We start from the raw sequence: 15,313 nt of genomic DNA, 5'->3' as shown, positions 1-15,313 counted from the left end.
TTTCCGGCACAAACCCTGCGCGGCAGGCTAAGGCTTCTTCACATATTCCGGCTGCGCCTGCGCAGGCTGCACCACCACCACGCTGGAACGCTCGGGGGTGAGTAGGCGGGCGGCGCCCTGCACGTCGGCGGCGGTAACGGTTTGCAGGCGGCGGCGCAGTTCGGCTTCGTCGCCGTAGCTGAAGCCGCGGGCTTCGAGCCTGCCCATCAGCGAGGCTTGGGCGCTCATCGAATCTTTGGCGTAGATTTCGGAAGCGGCCGCCTGCGTGCGTACCCGTTCCAACTCGGTGCGGCTGATGCCGTTGCGGGCGATGTCGGCGATTTCGCTGCGTATCATTTCGAGCAGCTCTTGTTCGCCCGTGCCGCCGGCGGGCATGGCGATGATGCTGAACAGGGGCATTTCGCGGCTGAACATATCGTAGTTCACACCGATGTCGAGCGCGGCCTGCCTGCCGCGCACCAGGTTTTTGTCGAAGCGGCTGGAGGCATTGCCGCCGAGCACATCGGCAAGCACGTCGAGCGCATAAGGCGTTTTGTCGTCGATGCGGGTAAGTTTGGGCACGCGGTAGGAAAGCGCGAGCACGGGCTGGCGGGTTACGGCCGATTCGGTTTGTGCGCTCGCGGGGCGGGTTTCGGCGGCTTCGCTCACGGTGTTGCGCGGCGGCAGGGGCTTGGCGGGAATCGCGCCGAACAGCCGTTCGGCGGTTTTTAGGGTTTGCCGTGCGTCCACATCGCCCACCACCACCAGCACGGCGTTATTGGGGGCATACCATTGGCGGTACCATTGGCGCAAATCGTCGGCTTTGAGCGCGTGCAGATCGTTCATATAGCCGATAACGGGCGCGCGCAGGGCGGGGGTTTGGTAGCTGTTGAGGTAAATATGCTCCCACAGCTTGCCGAAGGGGTTGTCTTCGGTGCGCTGACGGCGCTCTTCGCGTATCACGCTCATTTCGTTGGCGAACTCTTTGTCGCTGAAATTGAGGTTGGCCATGCGGTCGGCTTCCATTTTCAGCACTTCGGGCAGGTTTTTGGCGGCCACGTTTTCAAAATACACGGTTTCGCTGCGGTTGGTGTAGGCGTTGTTCTGGCCGCCCAAAGCCGACACGCGGCGGCTGAATTCGCCCGAAGGCACGGTTGGCGTGCCTTTGAACATCATATGTTCGAGCGCGTGGCTCAGGCCGGTTTTGCCTTCCTGCTCGTCAACGCTGCCCACCTTATACCAAAGCTGCGACACGGCCACGGGCGCGCGGCGGTCTTCTTTCACAATCACTTTCATGCCGTTGGGCAGCGTTTGCGAAAGCGTTTGCGCCCACGCGGGGGCGGCGGCAAGCAGCATCAGAAAAACGGTTCGGCGCAGCATGGTTGTTCTTTCGGAATGGATTGCGGGGCATGATAACTTTTGCCTGCCGATTAAACAAGGTTTGAGGCCGTCTGAACGCTTGTTTTCAGACGGCCTGACGAAGTATAGTGGCTTAAATTTAAAATAGGACAAGGCGACGAAGCCGCAGACAGTACAGGTAGTACGGAACCGATTCTGTTGCCGCTTCAGCGGCTTACAAAATCGTTCTCTTTGAGCTAAGGCGAGGCAACGCTGTACTATTTTAAATTTAAGCCACTATAAGTGTTTGTTTCCGCCGCATCTTGTACTTTCGGGGCATAGCCATTATTTGAAAATACGTTACAATCCAACCCTGAAACCATTTTCAAAACAAGGGAAACCCATGTTCAGTTTCTTTAAACGCAAAAAAAAGCAGGATAACGCCGAACCCGCCGAACCTGCGCAAACGCCCGCGGCGCCCGAAGAAGAGGCGGCCGCATCCGAGGCGGAAAGCGGCTCCCCGTTGGCAGAGGAAGCCCCCGCCCCGCTCACCGAAGCGCAACTCGAAGCGGTTGAAACACACCTGCAAAACAACCCTGTTGATCAATTGGTAGCCGACATCGTCAACCCCGAAGCCAACCTGCCCGAGCAATATAATCCGAACGCGCCGGTGGCCAAAGTTCACATCAGGCCGTCTGAAAACGAAACCGCACCTACCGAAGCGGCCGCAACACTCAGCAGCGGCGAAATGGCCGAAACCCTGAAACAGCCCGACAACATCGCCACCGTTACCGCGCCCGTGCCTGCCGCCGCAGCGGCTGCCGCAGCCGCCGAAGAGAGCGAACCCGCCAAACTCGGCTGGGCGGCGCGCCTGAAGAAGGGCCTCACCAAATCGCGCGACCAAATGGCCAAATCTCTGGCGGGCGTGTTCGGCGGCGGGCAGATCGACGAAGACTTATACGAAGAACTCGAAACCGTGCTGATTACCAGCGACATGGGCATGGAAGCCACCGACTATCTGATGAAAGACGTGCGCAAGCGCGTGTCGCTGCGCGGCCTCAAAGACGGCAACGAGTTGCGCGGCGCCCTCAAAGACGCAATCTACGATTTAATCAAACCGCTGGAACAACCGCTGGTGGTGCCCGATAACGGCCAACCTTTCGTGATTATGCTGGCCGGCATCAACGGCGCGGGCAAAACCACTTCCATCGGCAAGCTTGCCAAATATTTCCAATCGCAGGGCAAATCGGTGCTGCTGGCTGCGGGCGACACTTTCCGCGCCGCTGCCCGCGAGCAGTTGCAGGAATGGGGCGCGCGCAACGGCGTTACCGTGATTTCGCAAACCACCGGCGATTCCGCCGCCGTGTGTTTCGATGCCGTTGAAGCCGCCAAAGCGCGCGGCATCGACATCGTGCTGGCCGACACCGCCGGCCGCCTGCCCACGCAGCTGCACCTGATGGAAGAAATCAAAAAAGTGAAGCGCGTGCTGCAAAAATCCATGCCCGACGCACCGCACGAAATCATTGTGGTGCTGGACGCCAACATCGGCCAAAACGCCGTCAACCAGGTTACCGCCTTCGACGACGCGCTGGGCCTTACCGGCCTGATTGTTACCAAGCTCGACGGCACCGCCAAAGGCGGCATTCTCGCCGCGCTCGCCAGCAACCGCCCGATTCCCGTGCGCTATATCGGCGTGGGCGAAAGCATCGACGATTTGCGCCCGTTTGACGCCAGAGCATTTGTGGACGCGCTGCTCGACTGACTTTCAGGCCGTCTGAAAACCTTTCCGCCCGCACCGCGCACTGCCGTGCGGGCGTTTTTTAACCAAAACGGTTTTCTTGAAACAGTTTGTTTCCTATCATCTCCGCCCGTCGTTCCCGGCTGAACCGCGCAACATTATTCGGTATAATCGCGCATAACCTTTCAGACGGCCTGATGCCGTCTGAAACCAACTTCACCGGATAAACCTATGATTCGTTTCGAACAAGTTTCCAAAACCTATCCCGGCGGCTTTCAGGCGCTGAAAAACGTCAGCTTCAGAATCAGCAAAGGCGAAATGATTTTCGTGGCCGGGCATTCGGGCGCGGGCAAATCCACCGTGCTCAAACTCATCGCCGGCATCACCAAACCCACCGAAGGCAAGGTGTGGATGAACAACCAAAACATCGGCGATTTAAACGACAACCAAATCGGCTTTATGCGCCAGCACATCGGCATCGTATTCCAAGACCATAAAATCCTTTACGACCGCAACGTGCTGCAAAACGTGCTGCTGCCGCTGCGCATCATCGGCTACGACGCCAAACAGGCCGACAAACGCGCCCGCATCGCCATCGAAAAAGTGGGCTTGGGCGGCCGCGAGCTTTCCGACCCCATCACCCTTTCCGGCGGCGAACAGCAGCGCCTGTGCATCGCCCGTGCCGTGGTGCACCAGCCCAGCCTGCTGATTGCCGACGAGCCTTCCGCCAACCTCGACCGCGCCTACGCCCTAGACATTATGGAACTGTTCAAAACCTTCCACGAAGCCGGCACTACCGTTATCGTGGCCGCGCACGACGAAACCCTGATGGCCGACTACGGCCACCGCATTCTGCGCTTGCAGGAAGGCAGGTTCACATCATGAGCCAATACGTATCGCTCCACCTTGACGCCGCCGCCAACGCCGCCCGCCAACTGCTGAAACAGCCCGTGGGCACGCTGCTGATCCTGCTGATGCTGGCGGTGGCGATGACGCTGCCGCTCGCGCTTTATTTGGGCGTGCAAAGCTCGCAGGCCGTGGTCGGCAAACTCAACGAATCGCCGCAGATTACCGTTTATATGGAGCTGGGCGCCGACACGGGCGACACCGAAGCCGTGAAAAACCTGCTCGCGCAAGACAAACGCATTCAGAAAAACGAATTCGTGAGCAAACAAAAAGGCCTGCAAGAGCTGCAAACCAGCATGGGCGGCCAAGATTTGGTGTCGATGCTCGACGAAAACCCGCTGCCCGACGTATTCATCGTTACCCCCGATCCCGCCACGCCGCCCGAAGAAATGAAGGCGCTGCAAAAAGATTTGGCCGAACTGCCGATGGTGGAAGAAGCCAAACTCGACACCGAATGGATGCAGACGCTCTACCAAATCAACGACTTCGCGCATAAAGTTTTCTGGTTTCTCGCCTTCACCCTCGGCGTGGCTTTCGTTTTGGTGGCGCACAACACCATCCGCCTGCAAATCTTGAGCCGCAAAGAAGAAATCGAAATCACCAAACTTTTGGGCGCGCCCGCCTCGTTTATCCGCCGCCCCTTCCTTTATCTGGCCGCCTGGCAGAGCGTGCTCGCCGTTGCCGTGAGCCTGGGGCTGTGCGCCTGGCTGGTGAACGTGTCGAAACCGCTGGTCGATCAGATTTTCAAACCCTACGGGCTGAACATCGAATGGCGTTTCTTCTATTTCTGGGAAGTGCTGCTGGTGCTCGCCGCCGTGGCCGCCCTCGGCATCGCCGGCGCATGGCTGGCCACGCAGCAGCATCTGCTGGGGTTTAAAGCCAAGCGCTGACCAGGGCACAAAACGCACAGGCCGTCTGAAACCCTTTTCAGACGGCCTTTCTCCATAGCCCGCCCCTGTAAAATCCAGTACAATACGCCCCTTAAATAAAGACCTTAGCAAGAGAAAACCATGATTGAAGCCGAAACCGTCAACCAATTGAACGCCATGCTGGGCGACCTTGCCGGCCGCAGCAGCGACATCCGCGGCTATCTCGATTACGACGGCAAAAAAGACCGCCTCGAAGAAGTGGTCGGCCTCTCCGAAGACCCCGACCTTTGGAACGACCCCAAAAAAGCCCAAGAAATCGGCAAAGAGCGCAAAGTGCTCGAAGGCATCGTGCTCACGCTCGACAACATCGCCGCCGGCATCGACGATAACCGCGAGCTGCTCGAAATGGTGGTGGAAGAAAACGACGAAGCCGGCTTCGCCGCCGTGCAGGAAGACATCGCCAAACTCGAGCAGATGATGGCCGATTTGGAATTCAAACGCATGTTCAACCAGCCGGCCGATGTGAACAACTGCTTTATCGACATCACCGCCGGCGCCGGCGGCACCGAAGCCGAAGACTGGGCGGGTATGCTCTACCGCATGTATCTGCGCTATGCCGAGCGCAAGGGCTTCAAGGTAGAAGTGCTCGAAGAAGACGAAGGCGACATCGCCGGCATCAACCGCGCCACCATCAAGCTCGAAGGCGAATACGCATACGGCCTCTTGCGCACCGAAACCGGCATTCACCGCCTGGTGCGCTATTCGCCGTTCGACTCCAACAACAAACGCCACACCTCGTTTGCCTCGGTGTTTGTTTACCCCGAAGTGGACGACAGCTTCGAAGTGGAAATCAACCCCGCCGACCTGCGTATCGACACCTACCGCGCATCCGGCGCGGGCGGCCAGCACATCAACAAAACCGACTCCGCCGTGCGCATCACCCACAACCCCACCGGCATCGTGGTGCAGTGCCAAAACGACCGCTCGCAGCACCGCAACCGCGACGAAGCCATGAATATGCTCAAAGCCAAGCTGTTCGAGCTGGAAATGCGCAAGCGCAACGAAGAAAAGCAGGCGCTGGAAGACGGCAAATCCGACGTGGGCTGGGGCCACCAGATCCGCTCGTATGTGTTCGACCAGTCGCGCATCAAAGATTTGCGCACCTCTTACGAAGTGGGCAACATCAAAGCCGTGATGGACGGCGATTTGGACGGCTTTATCGAAGCCAGTTTGAAACAGGGCGTGTAGCCGGGCCGCCAACCAAACAGGCCGTCTGAAAAGGTTGTTTCTTTTCAGACGGCCTGAAATTTTTGCAAGTTGAGCGCTTTGCCAAACTCATTAAGGCCGGGAGCGTTGCAAGTTGTTTAGGCCGAGACCTTTGCAAAAAAACCAATTCAACCCTGAAAAGGTTTGTGCCTCATCATTAGCTTCGCAAGTCCGCTGCGCTACCCCCGCGTAGGCGGGAATCCAGCCTTTAAACCATTAAGTATTTTATTTCAATAGTTTACGAAAACGACTGGATTCCCGCCTACGCGGGAATGGCGATGGTTGAATATTTCAGACGGCCTAAATGAATTTTGCAAAGGTCTCAGGCCGTCTGAAATATTTGATTTTGTCATACTCGGGCTTGACCCGAGTATCTTTTTGGATTGAAAGAAATAGGGATACCCGGGTCAAGCCCAAGTATGACGATGCAAGTGTTTTCCCGCCTGTTTCCACACTTTCCCGCCACCGCCTACCGCCGCTTTATCGGGTGGTAATCCGCCGCCGTTGCCGCGCCCTGCTCCGCGCCCACCACCACGATATTCATGTTTTCCGCTTTCACACGCCGCTGCCACGCCGATTTGACCTGTTCGGCGGTGAGGGCGGAAACGGCTTTCGGATAGGCTTCGAGATAATCGTCGGGCAGGTTGTAGAAACCGATCAGGCTCAGATAGCCGAGCAGTTTGGCGTTGGTGTCGAAACGCAGCGGGAAGCTGCCGGTGATGTTGGCTTTGGCCTGTTGCAGCTCTTCTTCGGTCGGCCCTTCCGCCGCAAAGTCGGCCAGCACTTTGCGGGCGGCGGCCAGCGCGGCGGCGGTGTTGGCTTTTTGGGTGGAAAAGCCTATGGTCAGCGGCCCGGCCTCAGAGGAAGGGGCGAGGCTGCTGGACGCTCCGTAGGTGTAGCCGTGTTTGTCGCGCAATTCTTTCATCAGACGGCTGTCGAAACCGCCGCCGCCAAGGGTGTAGTTGCCGGCCACCAGTGCGTAATAATCGGGATCGTGGCGTTTGATCAAGGGCATACCCATCACGATTTGCGCCTGCTCACCCGCAAACGGGATATTCTGATGCGCCGCGCGGTGTTCGGGCACGGCGGGCACGGCGCTGCTTTGGCTGCTGCGCGCAGGCAGGCCGTTTAACGCCTGCCGCACCAGGGCTTCGGTTTGGCGGCGGTTGAGGTCGCCCACCACGGCTACGACGGCATTGTTTTTACCGTAGCGGCTGCGGTAAAACGCGCGGATGTCGTCGAGCGTTACGCGGCGTATGCTTTCCACGCTGGTTTGCGCGGGGCGGCCATAAGGGTGGCTGCCGTAGTTCAGGCGGGCGAGTGCGCGGTCGGCGATAAAGCCGGGGTCGGTTTCCTGCTGTTGCAGCGCGGTGATGCTCTGTTTGCGTATGCGCTCGAACACGGCGGTATCGAAACGCGGCTGCGTGAGCGCCTGATTGAGCAGGTTAACGGCGGGTTTGAGTTTGGCGGGATGGCTCAGGCTGCGCAGGGTAACGGTTGCACCTTCTTCGCCGCCGTCGCTGCTGATGCTGGCGGCCAAACCGTCGGCCTGCTCTTTGAAGGCTTCTTCGTCGAGCCGCCGCGTGCCACCCGTCAGCAGTGCGGCGGTAAATTCGGAAACTTCGCCTTTGCCTTCGGGGTTGAAGGCGCTGCCTGCGCCTTTAAAGCTGATCTGCACATCAACAATCGGATTCTGATGCCGCTCCACCAGCAGCACTTGGGTTCCTTCGGGCGTTTGCCAGCGCTGGATATTCACGGCGGCATGGGCGGCAAGCGGCAGCAGGGTTAGCGCGAGCAGAGTTGCGGTCGGTTTCAAAGGCATGGCGTGCTTTCTGAATCTGGCGGAAAGATGCAAGGTTAAACGTTTTTGAATGCGGCTGTAAAGGCAAAGGCCGTCTGAACAATATTTTCAGACGGCCTGAGACCTTTGCGGGCTTGTTTATGCCGCTTCTTTGCGGCGGTAATACGCGCGTTTCAAGCCCAGCAGCACGGCCACGGCGGCGGCGGGCGCGGTCAGGGCGACGGCCACGGTGGCGAAGCCCCAACCGAAATTCAGCATCCACGCGCCCACGAATGCGGAAAGAATCGCGCCGATGCGCCCCAAGCCGTGCATCCAGCCGTTACCGGTGGCGCGGGCGGAGAGCGGGAAAAACATGCTCGACAAGGCGTTCATGCCCGTGCCGCCGCCGTTAAAGGCCGCGCCGACCACAAATGCCAACACGCACAACAGCATATATTGCTGGCCGGCGTTGCTGATGGCCACCAGCACCACCGCGCCGGTGAGATACGACAAACCCAGCACGCGGTGCGGCTCGAACCTGTCCATCAGCCAGCCCAGCATCACCGAGCCGAGCGGGCCGCCGAGCTGGAACATGGCCGAAATAATGCTGGCCTGCGAGGCGGTCATGCCCGATTCTTTAATCATGGTGGGCATCCAGCTGCCCAAGAGATACACTAAAAACAGGTGCATGAAATAGCCCGACCACAACATGATGCTGCCGAAGCGGTAATGCTGATTGAGCACGGTTTTAATCGGCGCTTCGCCGGCGGCGGCTTCGGCGGGCAGCGGCAGCACGAAGGTGCTGTGTTCGGTGGTGGAGCCGGGGGCGCAGCGTTCCACCAGTTTGCGTATGCGCTCGGGCTTGTGCTTTTTATGCGCCAGAAAACCGATGGATTCGGGCAGCATCCACACCAACAGAATGCTCAGCACAATCGGCGCAATCCCGCCCACCCAAAACACGCTGTGCCAGCCGTAATGCGGAATCAGCCCGGCAGCCAGAAAACCGCCGCCCGCCGCGCCCACGGTAAAACCGGCAAACACCACCGTTACCAAAAACGCACGGCTGCGTGCGGGCGAAAACTCGGTGGCCAGCGTGGCCACGCTCGGCATAATGCCGCCCATCGCGCAACCGGCGATAAAACGGTAAACAATCATATGGTTGAGCGAGTTTGCCGAGGCCACCAGCAGCGTGAACAAGCCGAAGGTAAACACGTTGGCAATCAACACCTTGCGCCTGCCGAATTTGTCGGCCAGCGGGCCGGTAATCATCGCCCCTACCGCCAAGCCCGCCAGCGCGGCACTCAACACGGGCGCCAGCGCGTTATTGCTCAACTGCCAGTCTTCTTTCAGCGAGGGCGCCACAAAGCCCATAATGGCCACATCGAAGCCGTCCATTACCACAATCAGAAAACATAAAAAAATCACCAGCTTCTGATAAGCGCCCACGGGGCGGTGGTCGATTAGTTCGCGCACATTGATTTCGTTGGTAGTTGTCATAAGCAGTTACTCTGGTCGGGTTGTTTTCAGACGGCCTGAAACCTTTGCAAAACCGTCAGATGTAGATGCAGTTCAAGGCGTAGCAGCGCAGCGAGCGCAGACATAACATAAAGTCAGGCAAGCGAGCGGGCAGCGCATAACGCAGAAATGCGCCGAAGATGGCGGTTTTGCAAAGGTCCCGGCCTGCCGCCGCACGGTTGGTTGGGATACGGGGGTTCAATCCAATTGTGCCAAACGGCGCAGGTTTTCGGGCGTGGTTGAAGGCAGGCCGAAATATTCCAGATAGGCCGGAATCTGCTCGAACAGCATATCCGTGCCCAACTGCACCGTACAGCCCCGCTGCTGCGCCGCACGCACAAACGGCGTGGCTTCGCGCAGCACCACTTCGCCCACAAACGTTTCGGGCGATAGGCGCGACACGTCGGCGGGCAGCGGGTCGCCGTCATACATCCCCAGCGGCGTGGCATTCACCACCAAGTCAAAGCCGCGCACATCGTTGCCGCCCGTTTCCACCGCCAGCGCCGGATAATGCTTGTTCAGACGGCCTGCCAGCGCCACAGCCGACTCCGCGCGCGTGTCAAACAGCGCCAGCCTTGCCGCCCCCGCTGCCGCCAGCGAAGCCGCAATCGCCGAACCCACGCCGCCGCAGCCCAAAATCAGCGCCGATTTTCCCTGCGGTGCAAAGCCTTTGCGGCGTATGCCGCGCACAAAGCCCTCGCCGTCGAACATATCGCCTTCGAGCCTGCCGTCCACCCCCAAGCGCACGGCGTTGCACGAACCGGCGATTTCCGCCGCCGGCGCAACACGGTCGATTAACCCCACGGTGGCCACTTTATGCGGCATGGTAATCAGCGCCCCTGCGGTGTTGGTATTACCGAACACGGCTTTCAAAAACGCCGGATAATTGTGCGCCTCGCACGAAAACGGCACCACCACCGCATTGATGCCCGCATCGGCGAAATAAGGGTTGTAAATCATCGGCGATTTAAAGGTTTGGGTGGGGAAGCCGATATGGGCGATGACACGGGTTAACCCGTTGATGGTTAAAGAAGACGGCATAAGGCGCTTTCCGACAGAAAAAACGGACTTATTCTAACCGATGTTCCCCCGCCCGCCCCGCTGCAGCAGCAACGGGCGGCGGGAAAAGCAGGATTATGGGTGGGTTTGCAAGAGCATTGGAAGTTTATACCCGAAACAGCGGCATAACCGACATTCACGCTTTGATTTAGCCAATGTTTCGCCTGAAAATTGCAGAACGGAAGGGGCAGAACCTTTGCGGACAATAGTTGCAGCCTTTGCAAAAATACCTTCAAGCCGTCTGAAATGCTTAAATCCCGTCATTAGCTTCGCAAGTCCGCTGCGCTCCCCCCGCGTAGGCGGGAATCCAGATAGAAATATTGAAGTATTGATTAAACAAATACTTGAATACCAGGCGTCTGGATTCCCGCCTACGCGGGGGGAGCGCAGCGGACTTGCGAAGCTAATGACGGAAATCAGGTGTTTTAGATAGTAATTTGAATTTAGCAAAGGTTTCAGGCCGTCTGAAATATATTTTTCAGACGGCCTGAAGGTGTTTTTGCAAAAGTCTCACCCTATGTAAGCCGCTTATTCGCCCAACTGCTTGGTTTTGTTGATCACGATTTCCACGCGGCGGTTTTTGGCGCGGCCTTCTGGGTTGTCGCTGCCGTCTTCGTTGGTGTTCGGCGCAATCGGATCGGCCGCGCCTTTGCCGTCGGTTTGGTAATCATAATGCAGGCCGTGTTTTTCAAACCATTGCTTCACGGCCTCTGCGCGCGCCAGCGAGAGCTTTTTATTGTAGGCTTCGCTGCCCTTGCTATCAGTGTGGCCGGTGATCAGAATCAGCCCTTTGCCCTTTTCGCGTATCACTTCGGCGGCCTTTTGCAGCTCGGCATCAGCCTCGGGTTTCAAATCGGCCTTATCGAAATCGAACAACACATCGGAAGCCAGATTGATTTCGATATTGAACCCCGTTTGCTGCGCACTCAGGCTGCTGCCGGTTGCCGATAAGTTGCTGCCTTGTGCAGAAACTGATGAAACGGGGGCAGAAGTTGTTTGTGCGGGAGCAGGTTGCGGCTCGGCTGTTTGCAAAGCAGCGGAAGCGGGTTGGGCTTGTTGGGCCGGTGCGGATTGCGCAGGCGCAGCAGGTGCTTGGCTGCCTGAAGATTGCGGGTTGCAGGCGCATAAGGCAACGGCGGCCAAAAGGGAAAATGCAGTTGTGGCGTTCATCGGATTGCTCTTTAAAATTAAAGTCGGACTCACTTAGGGAGTGTAGTCAGAAGGCTTGTGAAGCGGATTTTTGAGGGAACATCCGCAGATGCAAGGCAAAAAGCACAGCAAGATTGAACATCTTGCGAGCATTTTAGCTTCGCAAGTCCGCTATGCTACCTAACGCAGCAGATGCGGATTTTAACCAAAAATACCGCCGCAACGCTTTCTGGCTACACTCCCTAATATTAGCCGCAGCGCCGGCATATTCGGATCAGCCCCAGGTGTGCGCGGATATGGCTGTTTGTTTTTTTAAGTTTTTCGGCAAAACGGTTTTCAGACGGCCTGATCTAAATTCATAGGCCGTCTGAAAGCCCGTATCCGAAAACTTAACGGCTCACGGGAACGGATTCAAACGAACCGACTTCGGGAAAATCGATGGTAATAGTGGGCGAGGTTGTAGGCGGGGCAGGAAATTTTAATGTAAGTGCTTGCGGATATTTCTTGTAGTTTAATATCCGCACTCTTTTGCCATCATCATCCAATGGATTGGCCATGTATTTTCCGTTTTCGTCTTGCAGCAAGGTAACTTTTTTGCTGGTGGTTTCGTCTATGTAATCAAAGTCTTTTAACGGAAAGTATTCGCCTGCGGCACTTTTATATTCTCCGTTTGCATCTTTTGGAGGCACAGCGATAAATTCCACGCTCAAAATCTGGCCGATAACCTTGGCTTTGGTCAAATGAATGGTGAATTCACCAAATGTTTTGGTTTGAATCGCCTGCACAGGTTGGCTTTGCGCGGCAACCGGCTCGCGGATCAAGCTCTCACCCGAAGTGGGTGCAGCTGCCTGCTGCGGTGCTTGTGCAGCCGGTTCGGTTTGAGCCGGAGCCTGCTGCTGCGCCTGTTGCGCAGGCGCAGCAGGCGTTTCTTCTTTTTGGCAGGCGGCCAAGCCGGCCAATGCGGTTAACGTGAATACAGCCAATATTTGCAAACGCATATTTTGCTCCCTCAGATATAACGGTATTGGTGGTTAATATTACTTTGACTTATCGTTAGTGTATTAAGTTCAGCCCCAAAGAGTAATTACTTTAATAAAAATCAAAAGGCCGTCTGAAAACCTGCTTCGGTTTTCAGACGGCCTTTTCAAGTATCAAACCGATAACGGTTAGTCGGCTTGGCGGCGCAGAATGGCGGGGATTTCAAAATCGTCCAACACGGATTGGTTGGCGAAATCGGAAGCGGTCAAATTCATGCTGCGAGTGCTGCGACCGGAACGGATCAAACCGTCGATATTACCAAAGCCATCGTCGGTGCCGGTTGCCTGTTGGGTTTTCACCATGCGCAGGTTGTTTGAAGCGGCGGCGGTGTTTTCTTTCAGGCCGGTGGCGATAATGGTTACGCGGATGGCATCCTCTTCCATGCCTTCGTCTTCGGCAGTGCCGTATTTACGCTCTGCATCGGGATGGGCGTATTCGTCAACCACTTTCATAATTTCGCGGTATTCCGACATTTTCAGGCAGCCGGGGGCGGTGGTGATGTTCACCAAAACGCCGCGCGCGCCGTCTAAGGTTACATCGTCCAGCAGCGGGCTGGAAATGGCCTGCTCGGTTGCCAAGCGGGCACGGTCGATACCTTGCGCGAAGCCTGAACCCATCATGGCCATGCCCATAATGCTCATCACGTTTTTCACGTCGGCAAAGTCCAAGTTGATGAAACCGGGACGGGTAACCACTTCGGAAATACCGGCAACGGCATCACGCAACACATTGTCGGCAGCGCGGAATGCTTCGCGCACGGTGATGTCTTCACCCAGTGCGGTCATCAGTTTGTCGTTCGGGATAACAATCAGGGAATCCACCTGGCTTTTCAGATGATCCATGCCTTCTTGGGCGATGTGTACGCGCTTGCCTTCGTGACCGAACGGGCGGGTAACCACGGCAACGGTCAAGATGCCTTGTTCTTTTGCGATTTCCGCAACAACGGGGGCAGCGCCGGTGCCGGTGCCGCCGCCCATGCCGGTGGTGATGAACAGCATATTGGCGCCGCGGATGGCGTCGGCAATGGCTTCACGGTCTTCTTGTGCCGCTGCGCGGCCGATTTCGGGATTGGCGCCCGCGCCCAAACCGCGGGTCAGATTGGTGCCCAACTGGATGCGTTTGGCGGCGTTGCTTCTGCCCAAAGATTGCGCATCGGTGTTGGCGCTGATAAATTCCACACCTTGAACGGTGTTTAAAATCATATTGTTAATGGCATTGCAACCGCCGCCGCCGATACCGATAACTTTGATAACCGCAGGGCTTGCGGCGGCTTCTACTACGTCGTAAACCAATTCCATAAAATGCTCCTCTGCGCCCTGCGTCAGGACGGGTAAATAAATGACGGCTAAATAACTGCGAAAGTTGGCGCTATTATATAAGAAGCCTTGCCCCGCTGGCAAAATTCTTCTTACATTTTTACGAGAATTTTAAAAATTATTTTTCAGCCATTCTTTCAGCCGGACCAGCCAGTTTTCTTTCGGCTCCCTGATGGCAACCGCACCGGTTACCGGCGCACCCGAAACTTCGCCGCGCGCGGCCTGCAAAAGGCCGATGGCGGTGGCGTAGCGGGGGTTGCGGATGCGCTCGGAAACGCCGCCCATTTCGTGCGGCACGCCGATGCGGGCGGGCAGGTTGAACACGTCTTCGGCCAAATCGACGATGCCGGTAAGCAGCGATGCGCCGCCGGTAAGCACCACGCCCGAAGTGAGTACTTCTTCGGGGAAGCCGCTGCGGCGCAGTTCGTTGAGGGTAAGCTCTAAAATTTCTTCGACACGCGGGCCGATAACGCTGGCCAAAACGCGGCGGGAAATCTGGCGCGGCTGGCGGTCGCCCACGCTGGGCACTTCGATCATTTCGTCGAGGCCGTCCATGGTGGCGATGGCGACGCCGTGGTTGATTTTGATGTATTCGGCGGCATTGTGCGGCGTGCGCAGGGCTTGCGCCAAATCTTTGGTAATCAAATCGCCGGCAACCGGAATCACGGCGGTATGGCGGATGGCGCCGTTGGTGTAAACGGCGATGTCGGTGGTGCCGCCGCCGATGTCGATTACGCAAACGCCCAAATCTTTTTCGTCTTCGGTTAAGACGGCCTGCCCGCTCGCCAGCGGTTGCAGCATAATCTGCTCCATATGCAGGCCGCAGCGGTTGACGCATTTTTGAATGTTTTGCAGGGCGGTAATCGCGCCGGTGATGATGTGCACGCGGGTATCCAGGCGCACGCCGCTCATGCCGATGGGTTCTTTAACGCCGGGCTGGTTGTCGATGATGTATTCCTGAACCACGGTGTGCAGGATGTTGTGGTCGGGCGGGATATTGACGGCTTTGGCGGTTTCGATGGCGCGGTCGATGTCGGCTTGGGAAACTTCGCCGTCTTTGATTTTCACCACACCCTGCGAATTGAGGCTGCGGATGTGGTTGCCGGCGATGCCGGTGGTTACGCTGTCGACTTTGCAGTCGGCCATGCGTTCCGCTTCTTCCATGGCCTGTTTGATGGCTTGGGCGGTGGCATCGATATTGGTTACCATACCGGCTTTGAGGCCGCGCGAAGGTGCCTGCCCCAAACCGATAATATGGATTTCGTTGTCTTCGTGCACTTCGCCGATTAACGCGATAACTTTAGAAGTGCCGATATCCAATGCACTGATGTATTTGCCTTTTACCATGATGTCCCATTCG

At 57.2% G+C, this 15,313-nt stretch carries 12 protein-coding genes and 1 pseudogene; 4 read left to right on the top strand and 9 right to left on the bottom strand.

Going from position 1 to position 15,313, the window contains the following annotated elements; all coding sequences use genetic code 11:
* Window positions 1-27 precede the first annotated feature (27 nt).
* Window positions 28-1,359, bottom strand: coding sequence for a M16 family metallopeptidase (locus NQ012_RS09175; protein WP_257067301.1), 1,332 nt, complete (start codon window positions 1,357-1,359; stop codon window positions 28-30).
* Between the two features lie 361 nt (window positions 1,360-1,720).
* Here NQ012_RS09175 and ftsY point away from each other — a divergent pair, with 361 nt between their 5' ends.
* From ftsY to prfB, 4 genes are all read left to right on the top strand, one after another.
* Window positions 1,721-3,079: a signal recognition particle-docking protein FtsY gene (ftsY, locus tag NQ012_RS09170; protein ID WP_257067300.1), complete on the top strand. Its 1,359-nt coding sequence runs from the start codon at window positions 1,721-1,723 to the stop codon at window positions 3,077-3,079.
* A 207-nt stretch (window positions 3,080-3,286) separates the two neighbouring features.
* Window positions 3,287-3,940, top strand: coding sequence for a cell division ATP-binding protein FtsE (gene ftsE / locus NQ012_RS09165; RefSeq protein WP_257067299.1), 654 nt, complete (start codon window positions 3,287-3,289; stop codon window positions 3,938-3,940).
* Complete coding sequence (gene ftsX / locus NQ012_RS09160; RefSeq protein WP_257067298.1) at window positions 3,937-4,851, top strand: permease-like cell division protein FtsX; 915 nt, start codon at window positions 3,937-3,939, stop codon at window positions 4,849-4,851. The genes ftsE and ftsX overlap by 4 nt, the downstream gene beginning before the upstream one ends.
* Before the next feature lie 123 nt (window positions 4,852-4,974).
* Window positions 4,975-6,078 carry a peptide chain release factor 2 gene (prfB, locus tag NQ012_RS09155; RefSeq protein WP_085366777.1) on the top strand — a complete coding sequence of 368 codons (1,104 nt, stop codon included), beginning with the start codon at window positions 4,975-4,977 and terminating at the stop codon, window positions 6,076-6,078.
* Between the two features lie 487 nt (window positions 6,079-6,565).
* Here the strand turns inward: prfB and NQ012_RS09150 are convergent, their stop codons facing one another.
* From NQ012_RS09150 to ftsA, 8 genes and pseudogenes are all read right to left on the bottom strand, one after another.
* Window positions 6,566-7,912 carry a M16 family metallopeptidase gene (locus NQ012_RS09150; RefSeq protein ID WP_373566647.1) on the bottom strand — a complete coding sequence of 449 codons (1,347 nt, stop codon included), beginning with the start codon at window positions 7,910-7,912 and terminating at the stop codon, window positions 6,566-6,568.
* Between the two features lie 123 nt (window positions 7,913-8,035).
* On the bottom strand, window positions 8,036-9,373 hold the full coding sequence (locus NQ012_RS09145; RefSeq protein WP_257067296.1) for an MFS transporter: 1,338 nt from the start codon (window positions 9,371-9,373) through the stop codon (window positions 8,036-8,038).
* A gap of 26 nt (window positions 9,374-9,399) precedes the next feature.
* Window positions 9,400-9,546: pseudogene (locus NQ012_RS09140) on the bottom strand (lipoprotein signal peptidase).
* A gap of 43 nt (window positions 9,547-9,589) precedes the next feature.
* Complete coding sequence (locus NQ012_RS09135) at window positions 9,590-10,432, bottom strand: shikimate dehydrogenase family protein (RefSeq protein ID WP_257067295.1); 843 nt, start codon at window positions 10,430-10,432, stop codon at window positions 9,590-9,592.
* Between the two features lie 546 nt (window positions 10,433-10,978).
* Window positions 10,979-11,620, bottom strand: a complete 642-nt coding sequence (locus NQ012_RS09130) for an OmpA family protein (RefSeq protein ID WP_257067294.1) — start codon at window positions 11,618-11,620, stop codon at window positions 10,979-10,981.
* 368 nt (window positions 11,621-11,988) lie between these two features.
* The gene (locus tag NQ012_RS09125) at window positions 11,989-12,597 is read right to left on the bottom strand and encodes a phosphoribosylglycinamide synthetase (RefSeq protein WP_257067293.1); all 609 of its coding nucleotides are present in this window, start codon (window positions 12,595-12,597) and stop codon (window positions 11,989-11,991) included.
* A 168-nt stretch (window positions 12,598-12,765) separates the two neighbouring features.
* Window positions 12,766-13,935 carry a cell division protein FtsZ gene (gene ftsZ / locus NQ012_RS09120; RefSeq protein ID WP_085366593.1) on the bottom strand — a complete coding sequence of 390 codons (1,170 nt, stop codon included), beginning with the start codon at window positions 13,933-13,935 and terminating at the stop codon, window positions 12,766-12,768.
* A gap of 129 nt (window positions 13,936-14,064) precedes the next feature.
* On the bottom strand, window positions 14,065-15,300 hold the full coding sequence (ftsA, locus tag NQ012_RS09115) for a cell division protein FtsA (RefSeq protein ID WP_085366591.1): 1,236 nt from the start codon (window positions 15,298-15,300) through the stop codon (window positions 14,065-14,067).
* Window positions 15,301-15,313 lie beyond the last annotated feature (13 nt).

This window comes from Neisseria dentiae (genome assembly GCF_024580525.1).
Classification (GTDB): Bacteria; Pseudomonadota; Gammaproteobacteria; order Burkholderiales; family Neisseriaceae; genus Neisseria; species Neisseria dentiae_A.
This window is presented reverse-complemented; position numbering and strand designations above follow the sequence as displayed.

Coding starts and splice junctions, on each gene's coding strand:
- ftsZ (WP_085366593.1), bottom strand. CDS start 13,935: ATGGAATTGGTTTACGACGTAGTAGAAGCCGCCGCAAGCCCTGCGGTT.
- NQ012_RS09145 (WP_257067296.1), bottom strand. CDS start 9,373: ATGACAACTACCAACGAAATCAATGTGCGCGAACTAATCGACCACCGC.
- NQ012_RS09175 (WP_257067301.1), bottom strand. CDS start 1,359: ATGCTGCGCCGAACCGTTTTTCTGATGCTGCTTGCCGCCGCCCCCGCG.
- ftsE (WP_257067299.1), top strand. CDS start 3,287: ATGATTCGTTTCGAACAAGTTTCCAAAACCTATCCCGGCGGCTTTCAG.
- NQ012_RS09125 (WP_257067293.1), bottom strand. CDS start 12,597: ATGCGTTTGCAAATATTGGCTGTATTCACGTTAACCGCATTGGCCGGC.
- ftsA (WP_085366591.1), bottom strand. CDS start 15,300: ATGGTAAAAGGCAAATACATCAGTGCATTGGATATCGGCACTTCTAAA.
- ftsY (WP_257067300.1), top strand. CDS start 1,721: ATGTTCAGTTTCTTTAAACGCAAAAAAAAGCAGGATAACGCCGAACCC.
- NQ012_RS09135 (WP_257067295.1), bottom strand. CDS start 10,432: ATGCCGTCTTCTTTAACCATCAACGGGTTAACCCGTGTCATCGCCCAT.
- ftsX (WP_257067298.1), top strand. CDS start 3,937: ATGAGCCAATACGTATCGCTCCACCTTGACGCCGCCGCCAACGCCGCC.
- NQ012_RS09130 (WP_257067294.1), bottom strand. CDS start 11,620: ATGAACGCCACAACTGCATTTTCCCTTTTGGCCGCCGTTGCCTTATGC.